The 24,221-nt window shown below is 63.8% G+C and carries 23 protein-coding genes; 16 read left to right on the top strand and 7 right to left on the bottom strand.

Going from position 1 to position 24,221, the window contains the following annotated elements; all coding sequences use genetic code 11:
- Positions 1-204 precede the first annotated feature (204 nt).
- On the top strand, positions 205-603 hold the full coding sequence (locus BW14_RS08280; protein WP_140490145.1) for a hypothetical protein: 399 nt from the start codon (positions 205-207) through the stop codon (positions 601-603).
- A 71-nt stretch (positions 604-674) separates the two neighbouring features.
- Here BW14_RS08280 and BW14_RS12035 read toward each other — a convergent pair whose 3' ends face one another.
- Entirely contained in the window at positions 675-1,469 is a 795-nt protein-coding gene (locus BW14_RS12035; protein WP_181162350.1) for a phage integrase N-terminal SAM-like domain-containing protein, read from the bottom strand.
- A 514-nt stretch (positions 1,470-1,983) separates the two neighbouring features.
- Here BW14_RS12035 and BW14_RS12030 point away from each other — a divergent pair.
- The 4 genes from BW14_RS12030 to BW14_RS08260 all read left to right on the top strand — a co-directional run bounded on the left by BW14_RS12030 (position 1,984) and on the right by BW14_RS08260 (position 5,532).
- On the top strand, positions 1,984-2,148 hold the full coding sequence (locus BW14_RS12030) for a hypothetical protein (protein ID WP_181162349.1): 165 nt from the start codon (positions 1,984-1,986) through the stop codon (positions 2,146-2,148).
- Positions 2,145-3,176 (top strand): helix-turn-helix domain-containing protein, encoded by a 1,032-nt coding sequence (locus BW14_RS08270; RefSeq protein ID WP_181162348.1) that lies wholly within the window; start codon positions 2,145-2,147, stop codon positions 3,174-3,176. Before BW14_RS12030 ends, BW14_RS08270 begins: the two co-directional genes overlap by 4 nt.
- Positions 3,177-3,178: 2 nt before the next feature.
- Positions 3,179-3,721 carry a WhiB family transcriptional regulator gene (locus BW14_RS08265; protein ID WP_140490140.1) on the top strand — a complete coding sequence of 181 codons (543 nt, stop codon included), beginning with the start codon at positions 3,179-3,181 and terminating at the stop codon, positions 3,719-3,721.
- A gap of 152 nt (positions 3,722-3,873) precedes the next feature.
- The gene (locus BW14_RS08260; protein ID WP_140490138.1) at positions 3,874-5,532 is read left to right on the top strand and encodes a SpaH/EbpB family LPXTG-anchored major pilin; all 1,659 of its coding nucleotides are present in this window, start codon (positions 3,874-3,876) and stop codon (positions 5,530-5,532) included.
- Positions 5,533-5,818: 286 nt separating this feature from the next.
- On the opposite strand, the gene BW14_RS08255 is transcribed toward BW14_RS08260, so the two are convergent.
- Entirely contained in the window at positions 5,819-6,046 is a 228-nt protein-coding gene (locus BW14_RS08255; RefSeq protein ID WP_181162347.1) for a hypothetical protein, read from the bottom strand.
- A gap of 65 nt (positions 6,047-6,111) precedes the next feature.
- Positions 6,112-6,501 (bottom strand): hypothetical protein, encoded by a 390-nt coding sequence (locus tag BW14_RS08250; RefSeq protein WP_258186094.1) that lies wholly within the window; start codon positions 6,499-6,501, stop codon positions 6,112-6,114.
- A gap of 279 nt (positions 6,502-6,780) precedes the next feature.
- Here BW14_RS08250 and BW14_RS08245 point away from each other — a divergent pair, with 279 nt between their 5' ends.
- From BW14_RS08245 to BW14_RS08205, 9 genes are all read left to right on the top strand, one after another.
- Positions 6,781-9,633, top strand: a complete 2,853-nt coding sequence (locus BW14_RS08245) for an LPXTG cell wall anchor domain-containing protein (RefSeq protein WP_140490136.1) — start codon at positions 6,781-6,783, stop codon at positions 9,631-9,633.
- 79 nt (positions 9,634-9,712) lie between these two features.
- Complete coding sequence (locus BW14_RS08240; protein WP_044090174.1) at positions 9,713-9,916, top strand: hypothetical protein; 204 nt, start codon at positions 9,713-9,715, stop codon at positions 9,914-9,916.
- Positions 9,917-10,052: 136 nt separating this feature from the next.
- Positions 10,053-10,904, top strand: coding sequence for a hypothetical protein (locus BW14_RS08235; RefSeq protein ID WP_140490134.1), 852 nt, complete (start codon positions 10,053-10,055; stop codon positions 10,902-10,904).
- A gap of 9 nt (positions 10,905-10,913) precedes the next feature.
- Positions 10,914-11,270: a PrgI family protein gene (locus tag BW14_RS08230; protein WP_140490132.1), complete on the top strand. Its 357-nt coding sequence runs from the start codon at positions 10,914-10,916 to the stop codon at positions 11,268-11,270.
- Positions 11,267-13,618 (top strand): VirB4-like conjugal transfer ATPase, CD1110 family, encoded by a 2,352-nt coding sequence (locus BW14_RS08225; RefSeq protein ID WP_140490130.1) that lies wholly within the window; start codon positions 11,267-11,269, stop codon positions 13,616-13,618. Before BW14_RS08230 ends, BW14_RS08225 begins: the two co-directional genes overlap by 4 nt.
- A complete protein-coding gene (locus tag BW14_RS08220; protein WP_258186093.1) occupies positions 13,615-15,228 on the top strand; it encodes a CHAP domain-containing protein in 1,614 nt (537 codons plus the stop codon). Before BW14_RS08225 ends, BW14_RS08220 begins: the two co-directional genes overlap by 4 nt.
- 39 nt (positions 15,229-15,267) lie before the next feature.
- Complete coding sequence (locus BW14_RS08215) at positions 15,268-15,804, top strand: hypothetical protein (RefSeq protein WP_140490128.1); 537 nt, start codon at positions 15,268-15,270, stop codon at positions 15,802-15,804.
- 22 nt (positions 15,805-15,826) lie between these two features.
- Positions 15,827-16,927: a hypothetical protein gene (locus tag BW14_RS08210; RefSeq protein ID WP_140490126.1), complete on the top strand. Its 1,101-nt coding sequence runs from the start codon at positions 15,827-15,829 to the stop codon at positions 16,925-16,927.
- Positions 16,924-17,385, top strand: a complete 462-nt coding sequence (locus BW14_RS08205) for a hypothetical protein (RefSeq protein WP_140490124.1) — start codon at positions 16,924-16,926, stop codon at positions 17,383-17,385. Before BW14_RS08210 ends, BW14_RS08205 begins: the two co-directional genes overlap by 4 nt.
- Before the next feature lie 331 nt (positions 17,386-17,716).
- Here the strand turns inward: BW14_RS08205 and BW14_RS08200 are convergent, their stop codons facing one another.
- The 4 genes from BW14_RS08200 to BW14_RS08185 form a co-directional block, all read right to left on the bottom strand.
- Positions 17,717-19,024, bottom strand: a complete 1,308-nt coding sequence (locus BW14_RS08200) for an amidohydrolase family protein (protein ID WP_140490122.1) — start codon at positions 19,022-19,024, stop codon at positions 17,717-17,719.
- 62 nt (positions 19,025-19,086) lie between these two features.
- Positions 19,087-20,103, bottom strand: coding sequence for an ABC transporter substrate-binding protein (locus tag BW14_RS08195; RefSeq protein ID WP_140490120.1), 1,017 nt, complete (start codon positions 20,101-20,103; stop codon positions 19,087-19,089).
- Positions 20,104-20,173: 70 nt separating this feature from the next.
- Entirely contained in the window at positions 20,174-20,938 is a 765-nt protein-coding gene (locus tag BW14_RS08190; protein WP_052382136.1) for an ABC transporter permease, read from the bottom strand.
- 1 nt (position 20,939) lies between these two features.
- Positions 20,940-21,818, bottom strand: coding sequence for an ABC transporter ATP-binding protein (locus BW14_RS08185; RefSeq protein ID WP_140490115.1), 879 nt, complete (start codon positions 21,816-21,818; stop codon positions 20,940-20,942).
- Between the two features lie 557 nt (positions 21,819-22,375).
- On the opposite strand from BW14_RS08185, the gene BW14_RS08180 reads away from it, so the two are divergent.
- A complete protein-coding gene (locus tag BW14_RS08180) occupies positions 22,376-23,344 on the top strand; it encodes an SIS domain-containing protein (RefSeq protein ID WP_140490113.1) in 969 nt (322 codons plus the stop codon).
- A gap of 12 nt (positions 23,345-23,356) precedes the next feature.
- Positions 23,357-24,187 (top strand): PfkB family carbohydrate kinase, encoded by an 831-nt coding sequence (locus tag BW14_RS08175; RefSeq protein ID WP_140490111.1) that lies wholly within the window; start codon positions 23,357-23,359, stop codon positions 24,185-24,187.
- Positions 24,188-24,221: the final 34 nt, after the last annotated feature.

The raw sequence follows: 24,221 nt of genomic DNA, 5'->3' as shown, positions 1-24,221 counted from the left end.
GGCCGTGCCGGCGACGGGGCGAGTGTGGCCACACTTGCTATGCTTGCTGACCCTGTTTCCCGTACGGGAAACAGGGGGTGACCACCAAGTGAGTCCGTCATCGTTAACCTCGCTTGACTAAAGGGCGTTGTGACCATCCAACACCGGACGTGGCCGGCAAGTGGTCACGGACGGTTTTACGCCCCGCGATCAAGGAGGATCATCATGACGGCAAGCAGGAACGCGAAGGCCAGGGCACAATGGGTGGCCCGTGCCACGGAGGAGGAGCGCAAGGGCCTGGAGCGTCGGCGAAGGCTCCTGTCCGGCCTGTACGACGAGATGGACAGGTATCTCGCGTCCGTCGGACGGCTCAGGCCCATGCTCCAGGAGATCGCCACGGAACTGGGTGTCGGCCGCGCCGACCTGAAGAGACTGTTCGACGTGACCGACCGTGAGGTGGCGGCGCTCTACGAGCCACGCAAGACCCCGGCCGCACCCGCCAATGAGGAGACGGCCGACGAGCCCGAGAACATGGCCTCCGTCGCTCCGGACCCTGTATCCCCGCCGTGGGGCGTGCCGGACATCATCCCGCCCTCCGGCGCGTACGCGCAGGCCATGGCATAGCTGCTGGGCGACGCCATGATGGACGGGACGGACGCGGAACCACCTCCGGACGTGACGGTGCCGCCGACATTTCAATCGTGGACGCGGGCATCCCCGATGAAGCCTTTCAGGGATTCGACGCTCGCCATGCCCATGAGACGTGACACCTCGGTGAAATCGCCGCCGGTCTCTTGCAGCGCGTTGACGGCGAACCGCCGGCGCAGCGCGTCCGGGGAACGGCCGGCGGCCTGCTTGACCGACCTCCATACGGTGTCGGCGCACACGTGCGCCAGCCCCTTCTCGCCAGGGAACGTGTATCCGCAGCCACGGCAGGATATGGCATGGGCCAATGGGGCTCCGACCGGAACGCTGCGTCTGCGCACCCCGGTGCCGCAGTCCAGCCGGTATCGGCCATGGCCGTCCGCATGCAGGTCGCTGCCGCGCAGCGCCGCGATTTCGCCGCGTCTCAATCCGGCGTCGCCCGCGAGCATCACCATCATCCGGCTCCGTCCGTCCCAATAGGCCCTGCCGCGCGCCATGTCCGCCTCGGACGCGATGTCCTTGACGGCTTCGGCGCGCGGGAACCGCGGTGCTGCGGCCACGGGGTCGGAGCGCAGGCCAGCGGAGGCGGCCCATGAGAAGAACGACGACAGGACGCAGCGGTCGGTGCGCAGCGTGTTCGCCCCGGCCCCTCGTCGGTGCAGCCAGAAATCAACATCCCGTCCGGTCACGTCGGCGGGGATCCTGCCGACGTATCTCGCGAACGAATAGATCCTTGATCTGCGGTATTCGATGGTGGAACGACCGCAGTGACGGGATTCCATATACCTCACCCATGCATCGACCCATGGCTCCCATGGTTCGGGATGGTGCTTCATCGCACCCATGTGTATCATCGCCTTCGTTGACAACCACCAGCCAGCGTAGTCGCGGCATGGTCCGAATGCCACAGGGGAGCCGCCATACGTATGGTTTGCACCCCCGCAGGCATGGAATAAACGAACGTGATGCCCCCATATGCCGATAACCCCCACGTGATGCGGAAGCCGCCGGACGATGTGGGGTAGGGTTGCCAATAATACGGGGGCTCCTTGGAAAGGCGCGGAACGCGCACACCCCCCCATCATTGAACCGTGATGCGCCTTTCCCCGGTTCGCATCAGCGAATCGACTGCCGCAACGAAGCGGCCGACGCCGGCGACGCCGGTACAGGACGAACGGGGAAGGAGGTGCTTTCCTCCGCGCATGACATCGACTGGGCGGAAGCATTGAACGCCGGAATGCCAGCGGGAACGGACGGTCCCTGGAAAGTCTCGTCCGACGCCGATGGATTCCGGCCAGCGTGGCATCGGGAACCGTGACCCGGCCATGCGAGATCCACCATGAGAAACGAGAACCCATAATGAAGATCCGCATCAATCCTATCCCCGGACGGCCGCGCGGCGAATGGCGCGACGGCAAACCCGCCCATCATCCACACCCGGTGCGGCCAGGCTCGGCCTGCGGATGCGCCGACCCGGTGCGCCTGTCCATGAGCCTGCATCCTGCGGGAAGAGGCCGCAGATGAGCGTCGCCGCCTACAGCTACGTGATGACGGTCACGTGCCACATCCCCAGCCATATCGCGCAATCCATCCTTGCGCATCTCGCCGATCATGCCGACCGTTTCGGCCGCCACGCCTTCCCCTCAGTGCCCACGCTGGCCAAGGATGTCAGATGCTCCGACAGGACCGTGCAACGCCACCTGCGATGGCTGGAGGAGCACGGGTTCATACGCCGGTCGCGCAACCTGAGCCGGGTCAGCAGGATCCCCGCACACAAGCGTCCCATCGTCTACGAGATCAGCCTCGACGATCATGCGCGAAGCCGCTTCGCCGAAGAATACCGCGAGCATGCCGGTGCCGGCGCCGGTGACACCGTTGACGCCGGGGCGGTGACAGCCACGTCATCCAAACCGCCATGCGAACCTTCCCCACTGTCCCCTGAAGGGGACAGCTCCCCGAAGCGCGGACGGCCCCGCACGCCATCCGGCACCGAGGCGGCGGCGTTCCTCATCGCCTTCGCGGACATCCTCCGCAGGGAGGGGATCGCCGCCGACCGGCCGCGACGATCCGACCGGCGCGCCGCCGTCAGGCTCATGGCCGCACACGGCGCGCAGCCCGCCCTCGACATGGCCGCATGGGTGGCGTCGGACGGGTTCTGGTGCGGGAAGATGCTCAACGTGCGGTCGCTGGAACGCCGTTGGGAGGAGCTGCGACTGGCACGACGCCACGAGCGGGCCAAACGGCGGACGACACCGGCGCCCCAGGGGACTGCGGCGGCCATCGGGGCGGACACGGCGATGAAGCATCCGGCCGTGCTGGTGTCGTCCTCGACCGTCGCCAGATGTCCGGTCTACGGGTACCGGACGTTCCCCGCCGCCGGCGCGGACCGCACCGGCGAAGCCCAACGCCACCTCGACGGCATCATCAACGTCGAGGAATGCCCGCTGTGCTCGCATGACGACCGCAACCGCCCGCTGCACGGCGGCAGCCGGCGGCCCATGCCGTCCGGCGTCACCGCGGCGCCCATGGGCCGGACGCGGGGACGGTGGTGACCATGGGCGACAGGGAACGAACATCATCGGGTGCGCAATGGATCCACACCTCGATGCTGCCGCCGGACGGCCTGTGCTCGCAGGCCGACGTCGAGCTCTACGACATGCTGTGGATGCAGATAGGCCTCGACGGCGACGTCGGCCGCGACGACAACCTCAAGCATGCAGCCAAACGCCTGTGCATGCGATGCCCGGTGCTCATGTCCTGCCTCGCCCGAAGCCTGCTCGTACCCGTCTCCCACGGGGTCATCGGAGGCATGACCTACAAGGAACGCCAGTACGCGAGGCATGTGGCAGTCCTCCACCAGGTCATCACCCGGCAGCGCAAACGCACCGACGTCGAGATGCGCACCGGGTTCGAGCGGCTCAGCAGGTGGCTTGAAGCCCATCCGGAGATCCACCGCATGGTATACAACCGCCGCCACAACGAACAGTCACGCCTCGCACGGGGCAAGGCCGGATCCTATCCCGTCAGAATCGTCGCACGGCTCGCATGCGCCGATTCCGACGCCACGGTGGAGGACGGCGCGGAAAACGACGCGTGACCACCAAGACCGCATCGCGGCAGCATACTGGTCGCCATGCGGTCGGCGCCAACGGAGGCGCCGGTCAAACAACCCGCACCACGATCCCGGACGGGTGCGGCACCAACCCGGTGCCGCACTACGGGGAAATCAGTCGATAGGAACAAGCAATCATGACATCAATCCCAAGCCTGCGCCGCATGGCGCGCATGGCCATGGCGGCGGTCACCGCATCCATGTTGCTCGCCACCATGGCGGCGACCGCCAGCGCCGAACAGACGACGCCTGCCCTGGGTGACACGATCACCCTAACCGCAGAAGGTTCGAACTCCCTGAACGGCCCCGACTTCCGCGTGGCCAGACTCGCCGGATTCACCATCGACGGCACCGCCGTCACGGTGGCCGTCGAACCCGCCGCCAAGGACGCGGTCATCGCATCGCTGCCCGCCAAGGACGACGGCGCAGGCGTCGCCGACGACTACCAGGAGACGACGGACGGTGACCCGATCACATGGCTGGCCCGACAGGGAGACGCCAAGGATTCACCGGCATGGAGGATCTTCGCCGAACGCATGGCCGCCACCGACCTGATCGCCGGCACGGCGCCCACCACGGGAACGCCGATCACAGGGGACAACGGCACCATATCCAAGGTGGTCTTCGACGGGCTCACGCCGGGGCTCTACATGCTCATCGACGCCAACACGGCGGCCGAAGGCACCACCAAATCATCGCCGATCCTCGTCGGCACGGCCATCACCGGGGCGACGCCGCCCATCGGCAACGCCGACGGCACCGTGGAGGTCAAGAACCAACGGCTCGCCATCGACAAGAGCATCATCGAGGACGGCGGACAGACGCAGACGGCCGACAGGTCGGTCGGCGACACCGTGGACTACCGGATCGCCACGCAGATACCCGACACGTCGAAATACGCGAACGAGGCGGACAGCCCCTACATGTTCCGGGTGGAGGACACGCTGTCCAAAGGCCAGCGCTTCAACGACGACCTCACCGTCGAATCCAGCCCGGACGGCGCGACGTGGACGCCCGTACCCCAGGACGCATGGACGGTCGAGGCCAGCAGCCCTGCGGACGGGACCACGGCCACCGTCATCACCATCGACCTGTCCTCATGGACATACACGCAGGGGCGCAACGGCATGGTCGGGGGAGCGGTGCGCATCTCCTATTCGGCCACACTCACCGATGACGCGGTCATCGACGGCGCAGGCAACACCAACGGCGTCACGCTCACCTATTCCAACGACCCGGCCACGAACCAGACCGGCAGGATAACCCCTCCCGACACCCGCGTCTACACCCACGGATTCCGGTTCACCAAAACCGGCTCCGACGGCACGACCCCGCTCAAGGGCGCGACCTTCACCCTCTACGCCGGCGAAGGCTTCACCGACGCCGACAAATACCGTCGCGCCGACAAGCCCGACATGGACGTGACCGCCACATCAGGCGATGACGGCGTGGTCGCGTTCACCGGCCTTGCCGCCGGCACCTACTGGGTGAAGGAGACCGGCATACCCGACGGATACCGCGACCTCGACGTGCGGTTCAAGGTCACGATTACCGCAGACCACGGCTCCGCCGCCAGAATCCGCTTCGACAGGATCGCATCATTGGGCGACTCGCTCGTCAAGCCCTCCGGGGACGGATCCACGCTCGTCGTCTCCAACGTCGAACACCTCACCCAACTGCCCCTGACCGGCTCCGTCGGCACCACCATGTTCGTGGTCGTCGCACTCCTGCTCGCCGCAGGCGGCATCATCCTCGCCCTGGTCTCCAAGCGACAGCAAAGCAATCTGGTCGACTGACGGTACCGTGCAGGACGAGTGCTGTTTCGTTCCCCCGCCGCTTCCGGTACATGCGTGTGAATGCGCCGGAAGCGGCATAATTCATGGGACGAAACATAGTATGGGATCCGCTCCGGAATCTATCGGTATCCGTCGTTTTTCGGATACTTATATACATAATCATCGAGCTTCACAGAAGCGCCAATATGAAAAGCGACCTTTGCTTACGTCAGGCGGTTTGCAGCATTCTGCTGCAGCGTCGCCGCGCTGCTTCGGCGGTTACGCCGAGCGCTCGGCCGATGGTGTTTCAGGACTGGCCGTGATTGCGACTCGTCTCAACGGTGCGCTCGATCTCACGGTCGAGCGCATGCCGCTGGGAGTTCAGTCGGCGCAGCTCCCGCGATGAATCCCAGCGCGGATCCGTGGTCGGGTCTCCCGGCGTCGGCTCGTCCTTCGCCTCCATCTCGGCCGCGATTTCACATCTGTATGCGGTCAAAGCCTCCTGCTCGGACTTTGGAAGATCATCGAATCTCATTTCAACCCCTCCTTTCTGAGGTAGCTCTTTCTGGCCTTCATCGCCTGCACGATCAGTTGCAAAGGTCATCGGATGCCATGGACCCCTTCCGGTAAACCCGGGAACAGGCGCGCGAATAACGCTGCGCCGGCCTCAGGACCATCGAGCACGCCCATCCTGTACTCGTCCAGGATGAACCCGGTGCGGGCGCGCCCGTTCCGAAGCGCTTCCGGATCCATATCCGCGTCCACGTCCGATTCGTCGATGGTTGCGGAGGCGTGCACCAGCTCGACATCGGAGATGCCGTCGGGCATCGTCCCGTCCGGGTAGTGCACCAGCACCATTTCGCCGTCGCCATCCATCTCGGTCAGCCGGCACATGCCGGTGCCGTCCTTGAGCCGGATGTACTCGCCGATATCCGGCTCCCCGTCACGCATGAAACGGCACAATCCCATCTCGCCGTCATACCCCATCATCGAGCCTCCTCGCTTCCTGACGCAGCTCCCATACTAGGACGCCGCAACAGGCCTGCACGACGGCGGTTCCCGGCATCCGTCCGGGGAAAAACAGGGCGTGACCATTTGCGCGGGCGATACGGACGATAGTGGAACCTGTGCGGTGGGGCCAACGGCGGCCCCGGCAAACCAGTCCCGCACCTGACATCAACGGAACCCCGTGCCCGTCACGCCGCCGACAGGCGTCGGCGGGCACGCCGGGACCCATTGGACTACTTCGATGGTGGAGAGGAAACCCACATGAACACACAGGCACGGAAGACGATGACGGTCATAGCGGTGATCCTGTCCATCCTCCTGCTCGCGCTGACGGCCACGGCGCTGCGGGCCGACGGCATGACGGCGGCGGCATCCGGACGGCATCAGGCGATCCCCGCCGCAGGCGGATTCTACGAGCCGAACAAGGTATGGGTCCGCAAGGGCGCGGACGGCGTCTGGCAGATGATCACGGACCCGGACCACACGAACAGCATGGGCGCGGACAACAACGCGTTCCTCAACGGTGAGGAGGTGGCCGCGGCCATCAGCATGGCGGTGCCGCCATTGAACCGGAACGGCGAGGACTGGCTTCAGATCACCGACGACTGGACGAAGGTGGACCGCTACCTCGACCCGCAGGACGTCTCCACGGTGCGCATCTACGACTTGGAGACCTACGGGTACAATGCGCCGTCCTTCAACGGCATCAACGTGGACGGCCGGGACGTGACCGCCATGTTCGACATCACCGTCGACGGGACGGTCACCAGGGCGACCGCGAAACCCGAATACGTCCAAGGCCTCAAACAGCGGCACGAATCCATGCAGATCTCCATGCTCGTGCCCTTCACCGTGAACTTCGACCCCGAAGCGGACCTAGAGCAGGACGGCGCCTCCGACGGCAACACGTGTTCGGACGGCCAATGGGAGCTGCGCAACAAGGCCGACGCGAGCTTCCACAGACTGGAGCGCCTGGAGTCGAACGAGCCGCTCATCTGCATCCTCAGGCCCGGATTCGACAAGGACGTGCTCGCCAGCAAGACCGAGGGAGGCGACCTGTCCAGCATCGACGGACGGGACGTGCTGCCCGGCCAGACCGTCACCTACCGGCTCGGCATGCGCGTCGAATGGATGCGCGACGACCCGATCCAGCAGCTCGAATTCCTCGACACGTACGACCCCCGCACCACCCCCGACAAGGCCAGCCTGACCATCACCTCAAAAGGACAGGACGGCTCCACGACCATCCCCCGGTCGGCGTACGACACCGAATGGGACGACGCCGGCCACCGGTTCACGGTACGGTTCCACCGCGAATGGCTCGACGGGAACTGGACGACCTGGCGCACCCACGATTTCACCCTCACCTTCGACGCGAAGGTCGCCGACGACGCGGCCGTGGACACCGTCATCGGCAACAAGGGCTGGCTGACGCTCAACGAATCCATCCTCGAATCGAACGAGGTGTCGAACCGGCCGGTGGACCCCGAACCCGTCAAACAGGACACGCAGGCCAACTCCTCCGTGGACATCGACGGCAAGACCGCCCTGCTGGGCGACCGCCTCTACTACCGGATCACGATCGACGCGACGGGCCTCGCCGGACAGGCGTACCCGGTGCGCCGGCTCGGCGTGGTCGACGACTACGACGAACGGCATCTCACCCTCGACATGACCGGCGTCCACGTGCTCGACGCGACCGGCAAGGACGTGACCGACAGGCTCAACATCCAGGACAGGGACGGCGTCGTCTACGCGTTCTTCAAGACCGTGGACACCACGCTTCCCGACGGGACCGTCATCAACGGCGACCCGCAGCCGGCCGACCTGGCGGCATACGCCGACCGCGAGCTCATGCCATACGCGGACCCGGGCATCGACCAGAGCCTGCTCGGTTCCGACTACCAGCTGGTGCTGCCGATGACCGTCACCGACACCGGCGAGGGGACGAAGGTGGAGAACACGGCCACACAGGTCACGAACCACCGCAGGGCGGTGTCCAACACCGTCGTCAACACGCTCACCGAGATCAACCCGTACAAGGACGTGAGCGTGGAGGTCGGCTCCGACAGCGCCGACGGGATGAGCATCTACAGGAACCAGACGTTCCTCTACCAGTTGAACTCCTCCACCCTGCCCGCGAACCGCGCCTACCCCGAGGTCACGGAATGGCGCATCGACGACGACTACGACGAGACCGGCGACGAATACACCGGCCAGTGGGCCGTCTACGCCGCCGAGGACCTGCACGGCCCCGACGGCGGGACACTGGCAGCGAAAGGCGTGCGCATCGCCGGCAGCGGCTTCGACGCGTCCGCATTGGGCGGCGACCTGTTCACCCTCGACATGCGCGACGGGGACTTCACCATCACGGCCACACGGCGTTACCTGGACCTCGTCTCCGCCGACGGCGCGCACGCGCAGGCCTGGCGCGCCTACGTGCAGTTCCGCAGGCTCAAGGCCGGCGAATTCTCCAACACCTTCACCGAGACCATCAACGGCACACGGCGTCCCTCCAACGAGGTGACCACCACGACGCCGAAGACCTCCCCGTCCATCAGCCTCGAGAAATTCGACCGCAGGAGCGGACTGCCGGCAGGCGACCGCGACAGCACCGAGGAGGCGCTGGAAATCGAAGGCGACGGGACTGAGATCGTGTTCCGCATCACCAACACCGGCGACGTGCCGTTGACCTCGCTGAAGCTCACGGACGAGACCATCGTCGGAGACGGCACGGTCGGCGACCTCGCCTACCCGGACGGCTGGGCCGACCTGGTGCTGCAACCGGGCGAATCGGTGGACGTCACCGGCACATTGAGCGGGGTGACCAACCTGCATACGGACCGCGCCACGGCCGAAGGGTCCCCGGTCGTCGAATGCGTGCCGAAGGACGACGACCCGTTCGACGACAAGCCGGCACCGCCGGTCGAGGAGGGGACCGTATGCACAGACACCCCGGTCGAAAGCGACCCGGACGACTGGAACGCCTACAGGAAACGCATCCTGCCCAGCACCGGCGTCAACGTGTCCGGGCTGGCCGCGGTCGGCGTGATCCTCGCCCTGCTCGGCCTCGGACTGCTCCGGATCCGCCGCGACGGCGACGGACGGCACTGAGCCACCGGGCATGGCCGCACCCGCCTCGCCGCGTCCACGCCCGGAGACAGCAACGACGCATCGACCCACGGAGGAACCCATGGAAACCATCGACACCATCCTCGACCTGCTGCAGAAGGCCGCCGTCCTCGGCGGCGGCATCTGGGCGGTATGGGGCGCGATCACACTGGCCGGAGGGCTCAAGGACCATTCCGGGCCCCAGACCCAATCCGGCATCTGGCAGCTGGTCGGCGGCGCCGTCATCATCGCCGCCGCCGCACTGTTCGCCAACCTCAGCTTCTGAATACAACGGGCAAAACGAACATCCGAATGAAAGGAGATACGCGACAGCAAAGAACCATCCATAATTAAACGAGTATGCAATGTAAAACAAATACCCAAACATAAAACGAATACCTATCTCGTGGGGTGATGCCGATATGGCCGATCTCGTGGAACCGTGCGTGAACATGCTCAACGCGATCGGCGGCGGCATCGACGGGACCATCCTCGACAAGCTCGCCATGGGGCCCGCCGAGTTCAACGCCGCCATGCACTCCATGGCGGCGGCCGTGCACGACACGGCCGTCAAACCGGTCGCAGCCGCCGTGGCGAGCATCGTGTTCACGCTCGAACTCGCACGCGCGGGCCTGCGCGTGGACGGCGACCGGGAGCTGGGCGTGAGAATCATCGGCGCCGTGCTGCTCAAATGCGCGCTCGTGCTCCTGTTCGCCGGCAACGCGGGACTCATCCTCTCGGGCATCGACGGCGTCACCTCGTCCGTCATCGACGCCATGGCCGGCACCCTGACGGGCATGCCCGCCGAAGGGACGGGACTGCTGGGCGACCAGCTGCGCCCCGCCATCGAGGACGCGGGCCTGATCGGCCAGTCCGGCCTCATGGTGCTGGTGCTCATCCCGTTCATCGTCTCCCAGATCGCCGGCATCATCCTGCTCGCCGTCGTCTACATGCGGTTCATGCAGCTGTACATGCTCTCCTGCTTCGCCTCGCTGCCCATCGTGTTCATGGCCGGCGAGCACACCAGGCAGATGGGCGTCGGCTACCTGCGCCGCTATGCGCAGACCTCGTTCCAGGCGATCACCCTCACCGTCGGCGTGATCCTCTACCGCACGTTCATCGGCGAGGCGCTGAGGCTCGACGGCTATACGGACGGCGACGGCCTATGGCAGTACATCATCGCCAACTTCGGCACGCTCATGCTGGGCGCCGTCATGCTCTGCTGCCTCGTCATGGTCGCCTCAGCCACATCCAGGGCCGTGTTCGGCGAATAGGAGGGCTCCATGACATTGGAGATCAAGATCTACAAGGAGATCACCGCCACCGAGGCGAAGGTCATGTGGGGCATGAGCTGGCGGCAGCTCGCCGCGGCCGCCGCCATGGCCGTCCTGTCCGCGGGGGTGTGGCTCCTCTTCCGCATGGTCCTCGGCATGCCCGAGCTCGGCCAGTACGCCGTGCTCCTCGCGGACATGCCCATCGCCGCATGGGGATGGCTGCGCCCCAAGGGGCTCAAACCGGAGACATGGCTCGGATACGTGCTCCACCAACGCTTCGGACAGCGCCGCTACTGGCTCGACGGGCCCGCGACGGGACGGGAACGAAGCCGCCGAAGGATCCGCGAACGGAAGGGGAGACGATGAAGGACACGGGCCGGCGGCCGTCGCGGAAGACCGTCAAACGGCGACGGCGAGCATGGAGGACCGCCAAGGACCTCATCGGCTACGAGGCCATGCTCGACAAGGGCATCGCCTACCTGGGCGACGACCGGTGGAGCGCCACCATGGGCCTGTCCGACATCAACTACGAGATGGCGGCGCAGGAGCGGCAGGCGCAGATCATCGACCAGTGGGCGCGGTTCATCAACACGTTCGACGGCTCCACCCGCCTGCAGGTCACGTGCATGACCCGCACGCTCGACGCCGACGACGTGATCGGACGCATCGGCATGCCCATGGACGGCGGCCCACAGGACCGGCTGCGTGCCGACTACAACCGCATCGCCATGGGCAAGATAGGCGAACGCTCGCGCAACGCCGTCACCGACAAGTACCTGACGCTCACCATCAGCGAACCCGAGCCCGAACGCGCCCTGACCACGCTGAACCGGCTCATGATGGCCGCCCGCAACCAGCTCGCCACGCTCGGCGGCTGCAAGGCCACGCGGCTCGGCCGCGCCGAACGGCTCCGCCTGCTCGCCCTGATCCTGCGCCCCGGCGAACCGTTCCGCTATGACGAGACGCTCGTGGAATCCGGCAGGGCGCAGACCAAGGACTTCATCGCCCCATGGTGCATCGACGCCACGGACCCGCGCGCCCTGGTCCTGTCGAACGCCGACGGTGACACCCACCAGTGCACGCTGTGGATCCGCGACTTCCCGCCGGTCATGTCCGACAGGCTCATCGGCGAGCTGGGCGACCTCAAATCCGACGTCACCGTATCCCTCCACCTCGCCCCCTACGACCGCGCCGAAGGCGCTGAACTCGTCAACCGCAAGATCGCCGAAATGGACATGCAACGGCTCGAGGAACGCCGGCGGAACATGCGCCAGCACATACCGGCCGACGAGATCCCCGCGGACCTGCGCGACGCCCTCGACGAGGCGAACAGCCTCAGGGAGGAGATGCGACAATCCAACGAACGGCTCATCAACACGCTGGTCACCATCACCGTGGCCGCGCCCACGCGCGAACTGCTCGACCAGCGGGCCAGGGACGTGCTCGCCGCCTGCAGGAAGATCTCCTGTTCGGCGGAGACGCTCTCCTGCATGCAGCTGGACGGGCTCAACGCGACACTGCCGCTGGGGGTCAACGACCTGCCCATGCGGCGCACGCTCACCACATCGGGTGCGGCCATCATGATCCCCTTCTCCACGCAGGAGATCATGGACGAGGGCGGCGTGTTCTACGGGGCCAACGCGCGTTCCGGCAACGCGCTGGTCGTGGACCGCACCACCAAGCTCAACGCGAACGGCTTCATCCTCGGCACCACCGGAAGCGGCAAATCACAGGCCGCGAAGATGGAGATGACCTCCCTGCGCCTCACCCATGGCGGCGACGACCTGCTCGTCGTCGACCCCGAACACGAGTACGCGCCCCTGTGCGAGGCGCTTGACGGGGCGCGCGTGGTCATCAGCGCCGGCTCGACCGACCGCATCAACCCGATGGACATCGTCCTCGACCAGAACATCGACGGCGACCCGATCCGCACCAAGGCCAACATGGTCGTCTCCATGATCGGGGCGCTGGTCGGCGGCGCCGACGGGCTGAGCGCCATCGAACGCTCCATCATCGACCGGTGCGCGCTCGGCCTGTACCGCGAATTCCGCAACCATCCCGGACTCCCGCAGCCCACGCTCAAGGACCTCCACCAGAGGCTCGTCGCCAGCACGGAGCCGGAATCCCGCAACCTCGCGCTGAGCCTCGAATCGTACACGGCGGGCAGTCTGTCCGGCTTCGCCGGACAGACCAGCGTGGACGTGTCCAACCGGTTCACCGTGTTCGACGTGGCCGCATTGGAAGGCGAATTGAAGACGTTCGGCATGATGGTCGTGCTCGACCACATGTGGAACCGGGTCGCCCGCAACCGGGCGGCAGGCCGCCGCACCTGGGTGTACGTGGACGAGTTCCACCGCATGTTCTCCAACCAGTACGCGGCGGGACAGTTCCTCGACATGTTCAAACGCGCCCGCAAATGGGGGCTCGCCATGACCGGCATCACCCAGAACATCGAGGAGCTGCTAGACAACCGCGACGCGCGCTTCATGCTCGCCAACTCCGACTTCCTGCTGCTCATGAACCAGACGCCCACCGACGCGGAACGCCTCGCCGACATGTGGCACCTGTCGCCCGAACTCACGGAACGGCTCGGAGGCTCACGCGCCGGCGAGGGGATCCTGAAATCCGGTGACGCGTTCATCCCCTTCGATGGGCGCATTCCCGCCGACTCGCTGCTCTACCGGCTGTTCACCACCAGATTCGGGGAAGCATGATGGTCAGGTTCCTCGACCGGGACCGTCTCGACACGGCCGGCAAACTCACCGAATACTCCAGCGGGACCCGCACCGCCGGGATGACGTCCGGCAAGCTTCGCACGACGGTGTTCGCCGCCGGCCAGGCCATCGGCCGCCGCACCATGCGCAGCCTCGACTCGACGCTGGAGGACCACGGCGACGGGGAACAGGCCGGAGCCGAAGCCCTGGATGATCTGCAGGGCATCGCCGGCCGGGGCGGGAACACCGTCGGCCGGAATGCCGGGCACCCGGTCCGGCGAGGAACGGACATGGCTGTGAAAGCATGGCATACGACGGCAAGGCCGGTCCCGCCTGCACCGGCACCTGTCCACGCATCGGCGGCGCAGGCGGCGGGCGCAGGACCCGGACTCGCCCGCAGCCTCGCTCCGGCTACTCCCATCAGACGGTTCGCCATCCTGGCGGGGCGCATGCCGGCATCGCGTGGTGCTGCGGCGAGACGGGTGACGGACGCTGTATCGCAGGCGGTGCATGCCGTTGCCGTCTCCGTCAGGAGAGCCGCGGCGGCCGTGGCCAACGCTGTCTCCGCGTTCATCGGCACGCCTGTGGCGCTGACAGTCATCGGCATCGTCGCCGTCATCGCGGTCCTCGCAGCCATGCTGGCATGGCTGCCCGGCTTCGCCGTGAATCAGGGCTGCGCCGATGCGCGCACCGAGATCGCCATACCGGCTGGGGCGACGCCATGGGTGGCGAAGGCGGCGGAGACGAGCGGTCTCGACCGGGACTTCATCGCCGCCATGATGACCATCGAATCGGGGTTCAGGGCCGACGCCTATGCCGACGACTCCAACGGCGGCACATGGGGGCTGCTCCAGATCAACCGGGAGGTATGGCGCAGCGTCCACCCCGATGGGGCCGATGCGACGCCACCGGAAGGCATCACCGACCCCATGACCCACGCTGAATACGGCGGCATGTATCTGGCAAGACGCCTGGACACGGTGCGACGGCTCAAGACGGCGAACTCATCGGCCGAATTCAGCACACTGGACGACCTCGATGCGCTGGTCATTGCCCACAACGCCGGCGAAGGCGGCCTCATGGGCTGGCCCCGCATCCCTGAGGTCACCAGAACCTATCTCGACAGGATGCACGCGATGCTCGGGGGAGGGGACGGTATGTCCTGTCCGTCGGGCGGCGTCATCGGCTCGCTCGACCCGCCATTGGCGATGAACGCGGATCTCACCGCAGTCGACCTTGAGGCCATGGACCTGCCGGAGGCGACCACCTATGCGCGGTGGGAATGCACGTGGTGGGCTGCGACACGGCGCGCGCACATCGGCAGGCCCGTGGATCCGTACATGGGCGACGGCGCCATGTGGCGCGACAGCGCCAAGGCGCACGGGTATCCGACCGGCAAGGAGCCGGAGCCCGGCGACGTCATGGTGTTCCAGCGTTCGATCCTCGCGGCGAGCCCCGTCTACGGGCATGTCGCCGTCGTCGAGGAGGTCAGGGCCGACGGCGTCATCGTCATCTCCGAATCCTCCGCCTCATCGGCGAGAGTCACCCTGCGCACCATCAGCCGGCAACAGCTCGAGACCGCCATCGGCGGCATAGACTTCATCCACTAAAACAAATAATTAATTAATTAACACGAATCGGAGGGTGATATGGACAGGAACGGGAACAAGGCATGGCCCATCATCGCGGCCGTCACGGTCATCCTGGCCGCGCTCGGCATCGCCATCGGACACGACGCCGGAGACGCGGACGGCAAGGACAAGACGCCCATCGCCGCGGAGCGCGAGGCCGTCCAGCAGCCTCCGCCGTACGTCATGACAGAGGGGGAGGCCATCGGCGTATCCCGCAGCGAGGAGGCATGCCGGCTGATCGCGCCATTCGCCGTGCAGGCGTACATCGGCGACAAGGCCGGAAGGAACGCCGTCCTCGACGACTACTTCATCGAAGACGCCGCAGGACTGGAGGTCCCGGTCGACCAGCTGCGCCACGACGACGCGGACACGCTGGGCGTCGGCTTCGTGCAGGTCGCCATCAACGACGATGCGGCATCCTGTGTGGTGAAGACCAGATCCGGTGCCACATGGGAGGTGCATTACACGGATTTCGATGCGCACGGGTACAAGGCCAGCAGGATCGTCAGCCATGACGAGGGGCTCGTCTACATCCTCCGCCCGGGAACAGTCTGAGACCACGGGAAGGGAGACGGCCATGGGCATCGACCCGAAGGCCACGGCCTATGAGCTCGAGGCGCTGGCCTGCGATCCCGACAACTGGCATCTGCTGGACGAGATCGCCGCACACCCGGCATCATGGCCGGAACTGCGCATGTGGGTGGAAGAGGCGAAAGCGCATCCCGATACGATAGGACCGCCGCCGCTCGCGCCGGATGAGCCCAGACAGGGCCTGATCGCACGATTGCAGGACAGATTCAAACCGCTGACGCACCGGTCGGAAAACCATAGCGAACAAGAGACGAACGACGAAGACCGATGCGATGGGACTGAGACCGTGGTGTTGAATCTCGGTCCCTGCGAGCAGGGGACCGTGACGGGCGCAGCACGTCCTGGGAAGCGTGGACTTCTCCGGGCTCGAACGGCCATCATCGCAGTAATCGCCATCATGACACTGGCGCTCTTGGCAGGTGGCGGTTACGTGGTCGGCACTTTGCTCGGACCGCAGCAGCAGAAGACTCAATCCGAGCGTCAGGATGAGGACGCCATGCGGAGAACGTCCGAACAGAGGGACAAGGCCATGGCCGCCGCCGAACAGCTGCTGGAGAGAATCGGACGCAGCCCGGTCGCCGGGGACATCGACCATACAGGTCTCGAACAGGCGATGAACGCCGATGACATCAAACGAGTGGTCACGGAGACCGAGGCGCTCGAAACGAAGTTCCGGCATCTGATTGACGACAGAATCGCAGCGACAGGTGAGAGCATCGCCCAATATGTGGAGCGTGCGGACGCCATGGCCAGCGCGCCGGAAACCGCTGAGAAAACGGAACTGCTCGCCCTCGCCGGAGAGTGGAAGGAAGTCCAGATCACCGAAACCAATCTTGGCGAGGCTCTCATCGCCGAACAACGGCTCTCGGAATTGATGACGACAATCGAACAGCAGAAGAGAACCGCAGACGAGGAGGCCGCCCAACGGGAGCAGGACATGCAGCACCAGCAATCCGCGACGCCTACACCATCGCCGCCGATCGTGCAGCCGGAACCGATTCCGGTCCCGCAACCGCAGGCCCCATCATGGAGCGTGCCGGGGGAAACCCAGAACGGAACCCTTCCCGGAAAGGACGGAAGCCTATGAGCAGCCAAACCAGCCCAGATCCCCAGGCCAAGACCAAAGCGGACCTTTACATCGACCCAAGCCGGACAACGGCACCCGGCACAACGGAGGCGGGCAATCCTGTCCGTTGGAATATCGGAGATATTCCAACGGGAGCCCAGTATCGCGACCACCGCGTCATGGCGAACCGTGGCGGGTGGAATCCCATGCCGCATGGGAAGAACCAAGGCCTGCGCGCAGCAGCCTTCGCGTTTCTCCTGGCTGCTGCGATTCTTATGATTCTGGCGGCATTGCTGTTCCTATCGTGTCTCGTACTGCATGCCTATCTAAACCGTGGCGAATACAATCCCGCGGACGTCGTTGCTTTGATTATCGGGGCGTTGGCCCTAGGATTTGCGATACGGTGCGCACAGCTGTCATGCGTTGTATTCATCGTCGGTGTGGTGATCTGGCTGGTGGACAGGCTGAGAGGCAATTGAAGCTATTCATGGAGAATTTAGGTTTTCCGTCCGGTCCTGCCTATTCTGAAGCCAGCGACAGCCAAGTTGGTCATCATAAGACACCAGCATCTGGAATGAATGCGCGCTTCGTCCTGTATATTCACCGGCCCCGGCATGCAGACTATGGCGCCGCAATTGGCCTCATTCGTCTCCCAGAACTCGAGCGTGATGGGTGCTGCAGCTGTGGCTTCGCCGATCGCTGCGGCACCCCATCGTGATCCTGTACATGTTCCTGCGGCAATACTTCATCGAAGACACGGTGGTGGTTCAGTGGAGGACTGATACGGCGGCAGTCGTTCGAGACGAAGGCTTACTTGCCGAGACGCTCGCGCATTTGCAGGTAGGCCTTTGTGGCGTTGCGGATGACATCACGCTCATTCACCATGGTCAATTGCCTGTCCCGCATCACAATCCGTCCGTCGATGATGGAGTCGAGCACATACGAGCCATTGTTCGAGTAGACCAGATGCGAGCACAGCTGCTGATCGTCGCCCCAGCGCAGCGGCGTCATGGCGAATGTATCCAGATCCACGGTGACGACGTCCGCGAGACGCCCCGTCTCGATGCTGCCTGCATCGTGGTGTAGGGCCTTGTTGCCGTTTACCGTGGCCATTTTCAGCACGGTGGATGCCGGCATGATGGAGGAGTCGACACGTGCGCCGCGGTGGTACACGGCTGCGGCGCGGATGTTCTCCCATAGGTCGCGACTGTCCGCGCATTTGGCGGCGTCGTGTCCTATGCCGACATTGACACCACGGGCCAGATAATCCGGTACGCGTGCGATGCCGCTGCCCAGTTTTGCGTTGGACAGCGGATTGTGCGCGATGCTGGTTCCGGTTTCCGCCATCATGGCGATCTCTGTGTCGGACAGCCATACGCAATGCGCGGCGACGCAATCCGGTCCAAGCACGCCGTTCTCATAGGCGAGTTCGGCTGGACGCCTGCCGAACTGCTCCTTCGAGTATTCGATCTCGCTCAACGACTCGTTGAGATGGATGTGGATGCCAGTGTCCAGCTCGTCCGCCAATGCCCTGACCTCACGCAATAGTTCCGGTGAGCCTTTGGGCATCCATTCGTATCCGATGTAGACCTCGACTCGGCCGTCGGCCTTGCCGTCGCACTGTTCGTAGGCCTCGCGTGCGGTGTCGATGTTGTCATGGCCGAACTTCCGGAGCATGACGTCGTTCGACAGCACTGCTCGCATGCCCGAGTCTTCGGCCGCACGGGCCAGTGACGGTAGCTGCCGGTACATGTCGTTGACGCAGGTCACGCCGGCTTTGATCGATTCGCAGTAACTGGCCATCGCCGCATGGTAGGCGCTTTCCGGGTCGATGTTGTTGATGTAGGGGTACCAGGTCTCGTCGAGCCATTCCATCAGCGGCAGCCAGTCGCCCTCGCCTCGGCTGATGCAGGTGTGGTAATGCAGATCGACCAGTCCGGGCATGATGAGCCTGCTGCCCTCGCAGTCGATTACCGTGTCCGCAGGCTGCGGTGCTGGTGCATGCGTGTCATCGCCCACATAGGTGATGCGGTTGCCGGTGATGCAGACGGTTCCGCCCCAGATGACCCTGTCATCCTTGTCGTTGGTGAGCACCACCCCGTTCTTGAGTACTATCATGTGGCTTCCTTCGCCGTTTCCTTATTGCGTTGTATTGCTATGCGTTGCTGCCGTGCGTACCGCTAGTCCGGCAGGTATTCCGTCGTCATGGCGTCACGCCCCTTGTAGGGCTTGTCGATCAGGCCGTTCTGGTGCATCCACTGCGCGTAGGAATCCCATTGCTTCGGGTCCATGGATCCGAAGCCCTGAGGATTATCGTATTCCGGCACCGTGGCCTTGACCATGTTCCTTAGGGTCGTGTCGTCGTATCCCTTGGCTACAGGCGCGATGGCGTCGTATGCGGCATCGGGGTCGGCGTTCGCGGACGCGAAGCCCTCTTTCAGCGCGGCGATGGTCTTCCTGACGAAGCTGGCGTACGAGGAGTCCGATTGCAGCCGGTCAGGGTTCGCCACGAGCACCAGTTCGTCGAAGGACGGCACGCCGATCTTGTCGAAGGGCAGCACGGTGTAATCGCCCTGCTCAGCCAGCTGTACGCCCTCCACATTGCTGTAGTAGCCGAAGATGGCGTCCACCTTGCCGGCCAGCAGCGGCTCCACGCCTCCGGTGGACAGGCTCACGTTCTTCACGTCCGATTCGGTCATGCCGTTCTGGGCGAGTACGGAGTTCAGCGTCGGCAGGGACGTGGCAAGGCCCGGATTGCCGATGGTCATACCCTTGAGGTCCGTGACGCTGCGGTCCTTGCCGGTGATGATGAGCGAGCTGAGCACGTTGGGAATCAGCGCGGCCACGGCTTGCACCTTCATGCCTTGCGCGGCGGCCATGATGGTGTCAGGCTCATACGAGATGGCCAGATCGATCTGGCCGGTGCTGATCATCTTGGCGGCATCGGCTGTGCCGGACGGTGTCTGTACTTTGACATTAATGCCCTGTTTCCGGAAATCATTCTCGGCTTGGGCGACATATATGCCGCTGTGGTCGGGGTTTGGAAGCCAATCCAACAGCAGCGTGTGGGTTACGGTGCCGGCTGATGATGGTGTCGTATGCGGGCCGGAAGGGTCAGGTGCGGCGTAATTGGCGAGGAGGACGGCTAGGACGGCGATCCCCGAAACGGTGCCGAGGAGTTTTCTGGATGAGAACATGACTGTTCCTTTCACAAGCGGTAATGCGATGTTCAGACTGCGGCTGCGCGACGAACGGGAGGCGTGGGCATCAACGGTGGGTGTCCCAAGGGCACACGATGCGCTGGAGTACGGAGACGATGGCGAAGAACAGGATCGACAGCGCGGCGATGATGAGCACCTCGCCCCACACCAACGCGGTGTTCATCTGCGGGATGGCCTGGATCATCAGATAGCCGAGACCGCCCTGCGAGCCGGTGTATTCGGAGAACAGAGCCGCCACGGGCGCGTATGCCACCGATACCTTGAGGCCGGCGAACAGTTCGGGCATGGCCGAGGGGATACGCAGCTCGACCAGCGTGCTGAACGGGGAGCCGTACAACGTCTTCATGAGGTTCGTCTGCTCGACGTCCACGGCGGTCAGGCCCGTCAGGAAGTTGACCGTGATCGGGAAGAAGCAGCTGATGGCCACCACGATGATCTTCGGTTCCAGTCCGTAGCCCAGCGCGATGGCGAACACGGGGGCGATGATCATCACCGGAATGGATTGGGAGGCTATCAGCACCGGGTACAGGGCCTTGCGCAACGGCTCGTTGGCCGCCAACAGGATCGCCAGGGCGAAGCCGAACACGAACGCGAACAGCAGTCCCACGATCATCTCGTAGAACGTCACGTAGGTAGCCCAGCCGAGCCCGTCGTTCCATTCGGTGCCGATCTCGGTGAACACTTCCGAAAGCGGCACGATGATGAAGCGCGGGATGTTGAACCAGCCGGGCGCGAACTGCCATAGCAGGGCGAGCACCAAGAACATGCCGGCCGCATACACATAGTCGAATGTCTTCCTGACGCCGGTCATATCAGTCCTCCTTGCCGTTCTTGCTGGCTGCGCCAGCCATGTCCGACTCGCCATCGTCCGGGGCGGTTCCCGGTGCCTCGCCAGTCTGCTTGCCGTATTGGGGATCCTGAGCATCCCTCAGGTATCCGATGATGAGTTCTCGGGAGCGGACGAAATCCTCCTGTGCCGCGAGTTCGGAACGGTCCAGTTCGCTGGAGAAGAATCCTGGGATCTCGTGGATGATGCGCCCTGGATTGCGGGACATGACCACCACGCGGTTGCTCAGGATCAGCGCCTCCTCCACGTCGTGGGTGACGAGCACGGAGGTCTTGTTCATGCTGGAGAGGGTTCCCTTGAGCCAGTTCTGCAGGTCCATGCGCGTGATGGAGTCGAGCGCTCCGAACGGCTCGTCGAACAGGAGAAGGTCCTTGCCGGTCAGAATGGTGCGGACGAACGAGGCGCGCTGCCTCATGCCGCCGGACATGGCGTACGGAGGCTTGTCGGCGTATTCACCCAGGCCGAAGCGCTCAAGATAGGGCAGAACCTCTTTCAACGCCTTGCCGCGCGACGTATGGCGGTTGGTGAGCGAGAGAGCCGTGTTCTCGGCGACGCTCATCCAGGGGAACAGCAGGTCCTTCTGCGGCATCCAGGCGCAGTATGACAGACGCTGCTGTTCATCGGCCTCGCCGAACACCCTGATCAGGCCTTCAGTCTGGTTGTTGAGTCCGGCGATGATGGACAGCAATGTGGATTTTCCACAGCCGGATGGCCCCACCAGGGCTATGTGCTCGCCTTCGGAAACGGTAAGGTCCAGCGATTCGAGAATGGTACGGTTCCCGTATTTCTTGGTCAGTCCGTCGGCGATGATGACCTGGTACGGCTGGTGTGTGGTTTCAGGCATGATTGACCCTCACGATGACGTGTGATGCGAAATTCTCTATGGACAGGTCCGCAATCAATTGTGACTGCGGCGGAAGGCCATATGGAGAGCAAGTAACGAGCGATGCGACCATGCATGGTCGCATGCGGTGAATGTGTGCCAGGGCGGGCGGGAATTCGCGCGCCGGGTCCGGCGAATCAGAAGCGACGTGTCAGGCCACGGTCCACGACAGGCCATATGCGGAAATCAGCCGCATGACCTCGCGATTGATGAAGAGGAATCCGCCGGCAGGTATTTCAATATGGTGATTCATGCGGATCCTCCTCTCTCTGTGTGGCTACAGTCAAACAGCGCTTTGTTTCCCTCCCGTTAAACCCGGTGAACCGTATGTAAACGTCTGCGCATGCCGCATGTTGCTGTGGTGGCTGGTGTCTGTTCCTGTCGTATGCGTCTGCTTTCCTCAATGGGCCGTGTGCGACACTCCGAATGGTCCAACTTGATTAAAACGTCATATGACGTTATACATATACATATGACGTTACATAACGTCATATGGTTTAACGAGGAGGTTATCCGTCATGAATGTCGTTCCTGTAGTCGATCAGATAATTGAACGCAATGGAGGCAAGGTCAGTGAAGTCTATTACGTAGCCTGCGGCGGCTCTCTCGTCGACATGTACGTATCTGACTTCTTCGTACGCACCGAATCCACAGGCGTCACCAGCGGCTGGTATACAGCAAACGAATTCGTCCACGCCACCCCGAAGCGTCTCTCACCCACCTCTGTGGTGGTTCTGTGCTCCCACAGTGGCAATACTCCGGAGACTGTGGCCGCAGCGGCTATGGCACGCAAGGCCGGAGCGCAGACCGTGGGACTGACATACAACAAGGATGCCAAACTTCTCGACGAATCCGATTACTCGTTCGTCTACGAATGGGGGGATGAGACCCGCGTGCATAACAACCCCATGGCCATCATGCTCGACTTGACCGTCAATCTGATTGACAGGCTCGAGGGCTATCCGCATATCGAGGCATTCAACAAGGGCATGGCCATCATCGACACCGTTGTGGCGAATGCCGAAAAGCAGGTCGAACCGCGCACAAAGGAGTTTGCATCCAAGTATCAGAATGAAACAATGTTCTACGTATTGGCCTCCGGCACATCCTACGGACATGCCTACGGCTTCTCCATCTGTTCGCTGATGGAAATGCAATGGCTGGATGCGGCGCCGATTCACTCCGGCGAGTTCTTCCACGGGCCATTCGAGGTGACCGATGAGGACACGCCCTTCATTGTGGCCAGAGGACTCGGCAGGACCCGCGCTCTCGACGACCGCGTGCTCGAATTCCTTGGTAAGTACGCAAAGAAAGTCGAAGTCGTAGACGCCAAGGAGCTCGGCCTTGACCTCATCGATGATTCAGTCAATGAGTACTTCAGCCCGATTCTGTTCTACAGCGTGCTGAGCAAATATCGTTACGCGCTATCCGTGGTCCGCGACCATAATCTCGACGTCCGCCGTTACATGGGCAAAGTCGAGTACTGAAAGAAGGCCGCGATGAGCAACACCAGCAAGGTTCTTGGCCTCGGCGACCAGGTCGTCGACCAGTATGTCAACCTCAATGTCATGTACCCGGGAGGCAATGCGCTGAATTTCGCGGCGTTCGCCAAGAAACTGGGATACGACGCCGCATTCATGGGCGTGTTCGGAGATGATGCCAACGCCGCGCATGTGGAGCGTAGCATCGACGCGCTCGGCATAGACCGAAGCCACAGCCAAGTAAGGCACGGTGAAAACGGGTGCGCCAAGGTGAACGTGGTAGATGGGGACCGCGTCTTCATCGGCAGCAACGAGGGCGGCATCGCCGGCATCGAGCCTATTGAGGCCACAGAGGCCGATTGGAAGTACATCAGTGATTTCTCCCTGATTCATATGGGCATCTGGGGGAATGCGGATCATCTACTGCCTCGCCTTTCGACCATGGGGGTTCCTGTCTCCTATGATTTCTCCGATGAATTCGAAACCAGCACCATCGATGGCGCGCTTGGATACATCCAGTACGGCTTCTTCTCTTTGAGTGGTATGCCCGCGAACCAGGTTAAAGTGCTGTTGCGCAGCCTATATCGCAAGCCTAACAAACTGCTGGTCGCCACCCGGGGTTCGCAGTCCACGCTCGTCTATGACGGTGAACGGTTCCACGAGCTGGAGCCTCATGTCGTCGAGGCGGTCGATACCATGGCGGCGGGGGATTCCTTCCTCACGGCGTTCCTTTTGGCGCACGTCATCGAAGGCAGAGGCATCGATGACAGCCTTGTCGCCGGGCAGGAGTTCGCCGCCAAAGCCGTCCAGCTTGACGGGTCGTTCGGGTTCGGAACGCCTATCGACTAGTCGGTGCGCGTCGGCAGCGCAGAACAAACCGGTA

It is taken from the genome of Bifidobacterium sp. UTBIF-68 (assembly GCF_006408855.1).
In the GTDB taxonomy this organism is placed as follows: Bacteria; Actinomycetota; Actinomycetes; order Actinomycetales; family Bifidobacteriaceae; genus Bifidobacterium; species Bifidobacterium reuteri.
The sequence above is the reverse complement of the archived record's forward strand: the minus strand, read 5'-3'. Positions and strand labels throughout refer to the sequence as shown.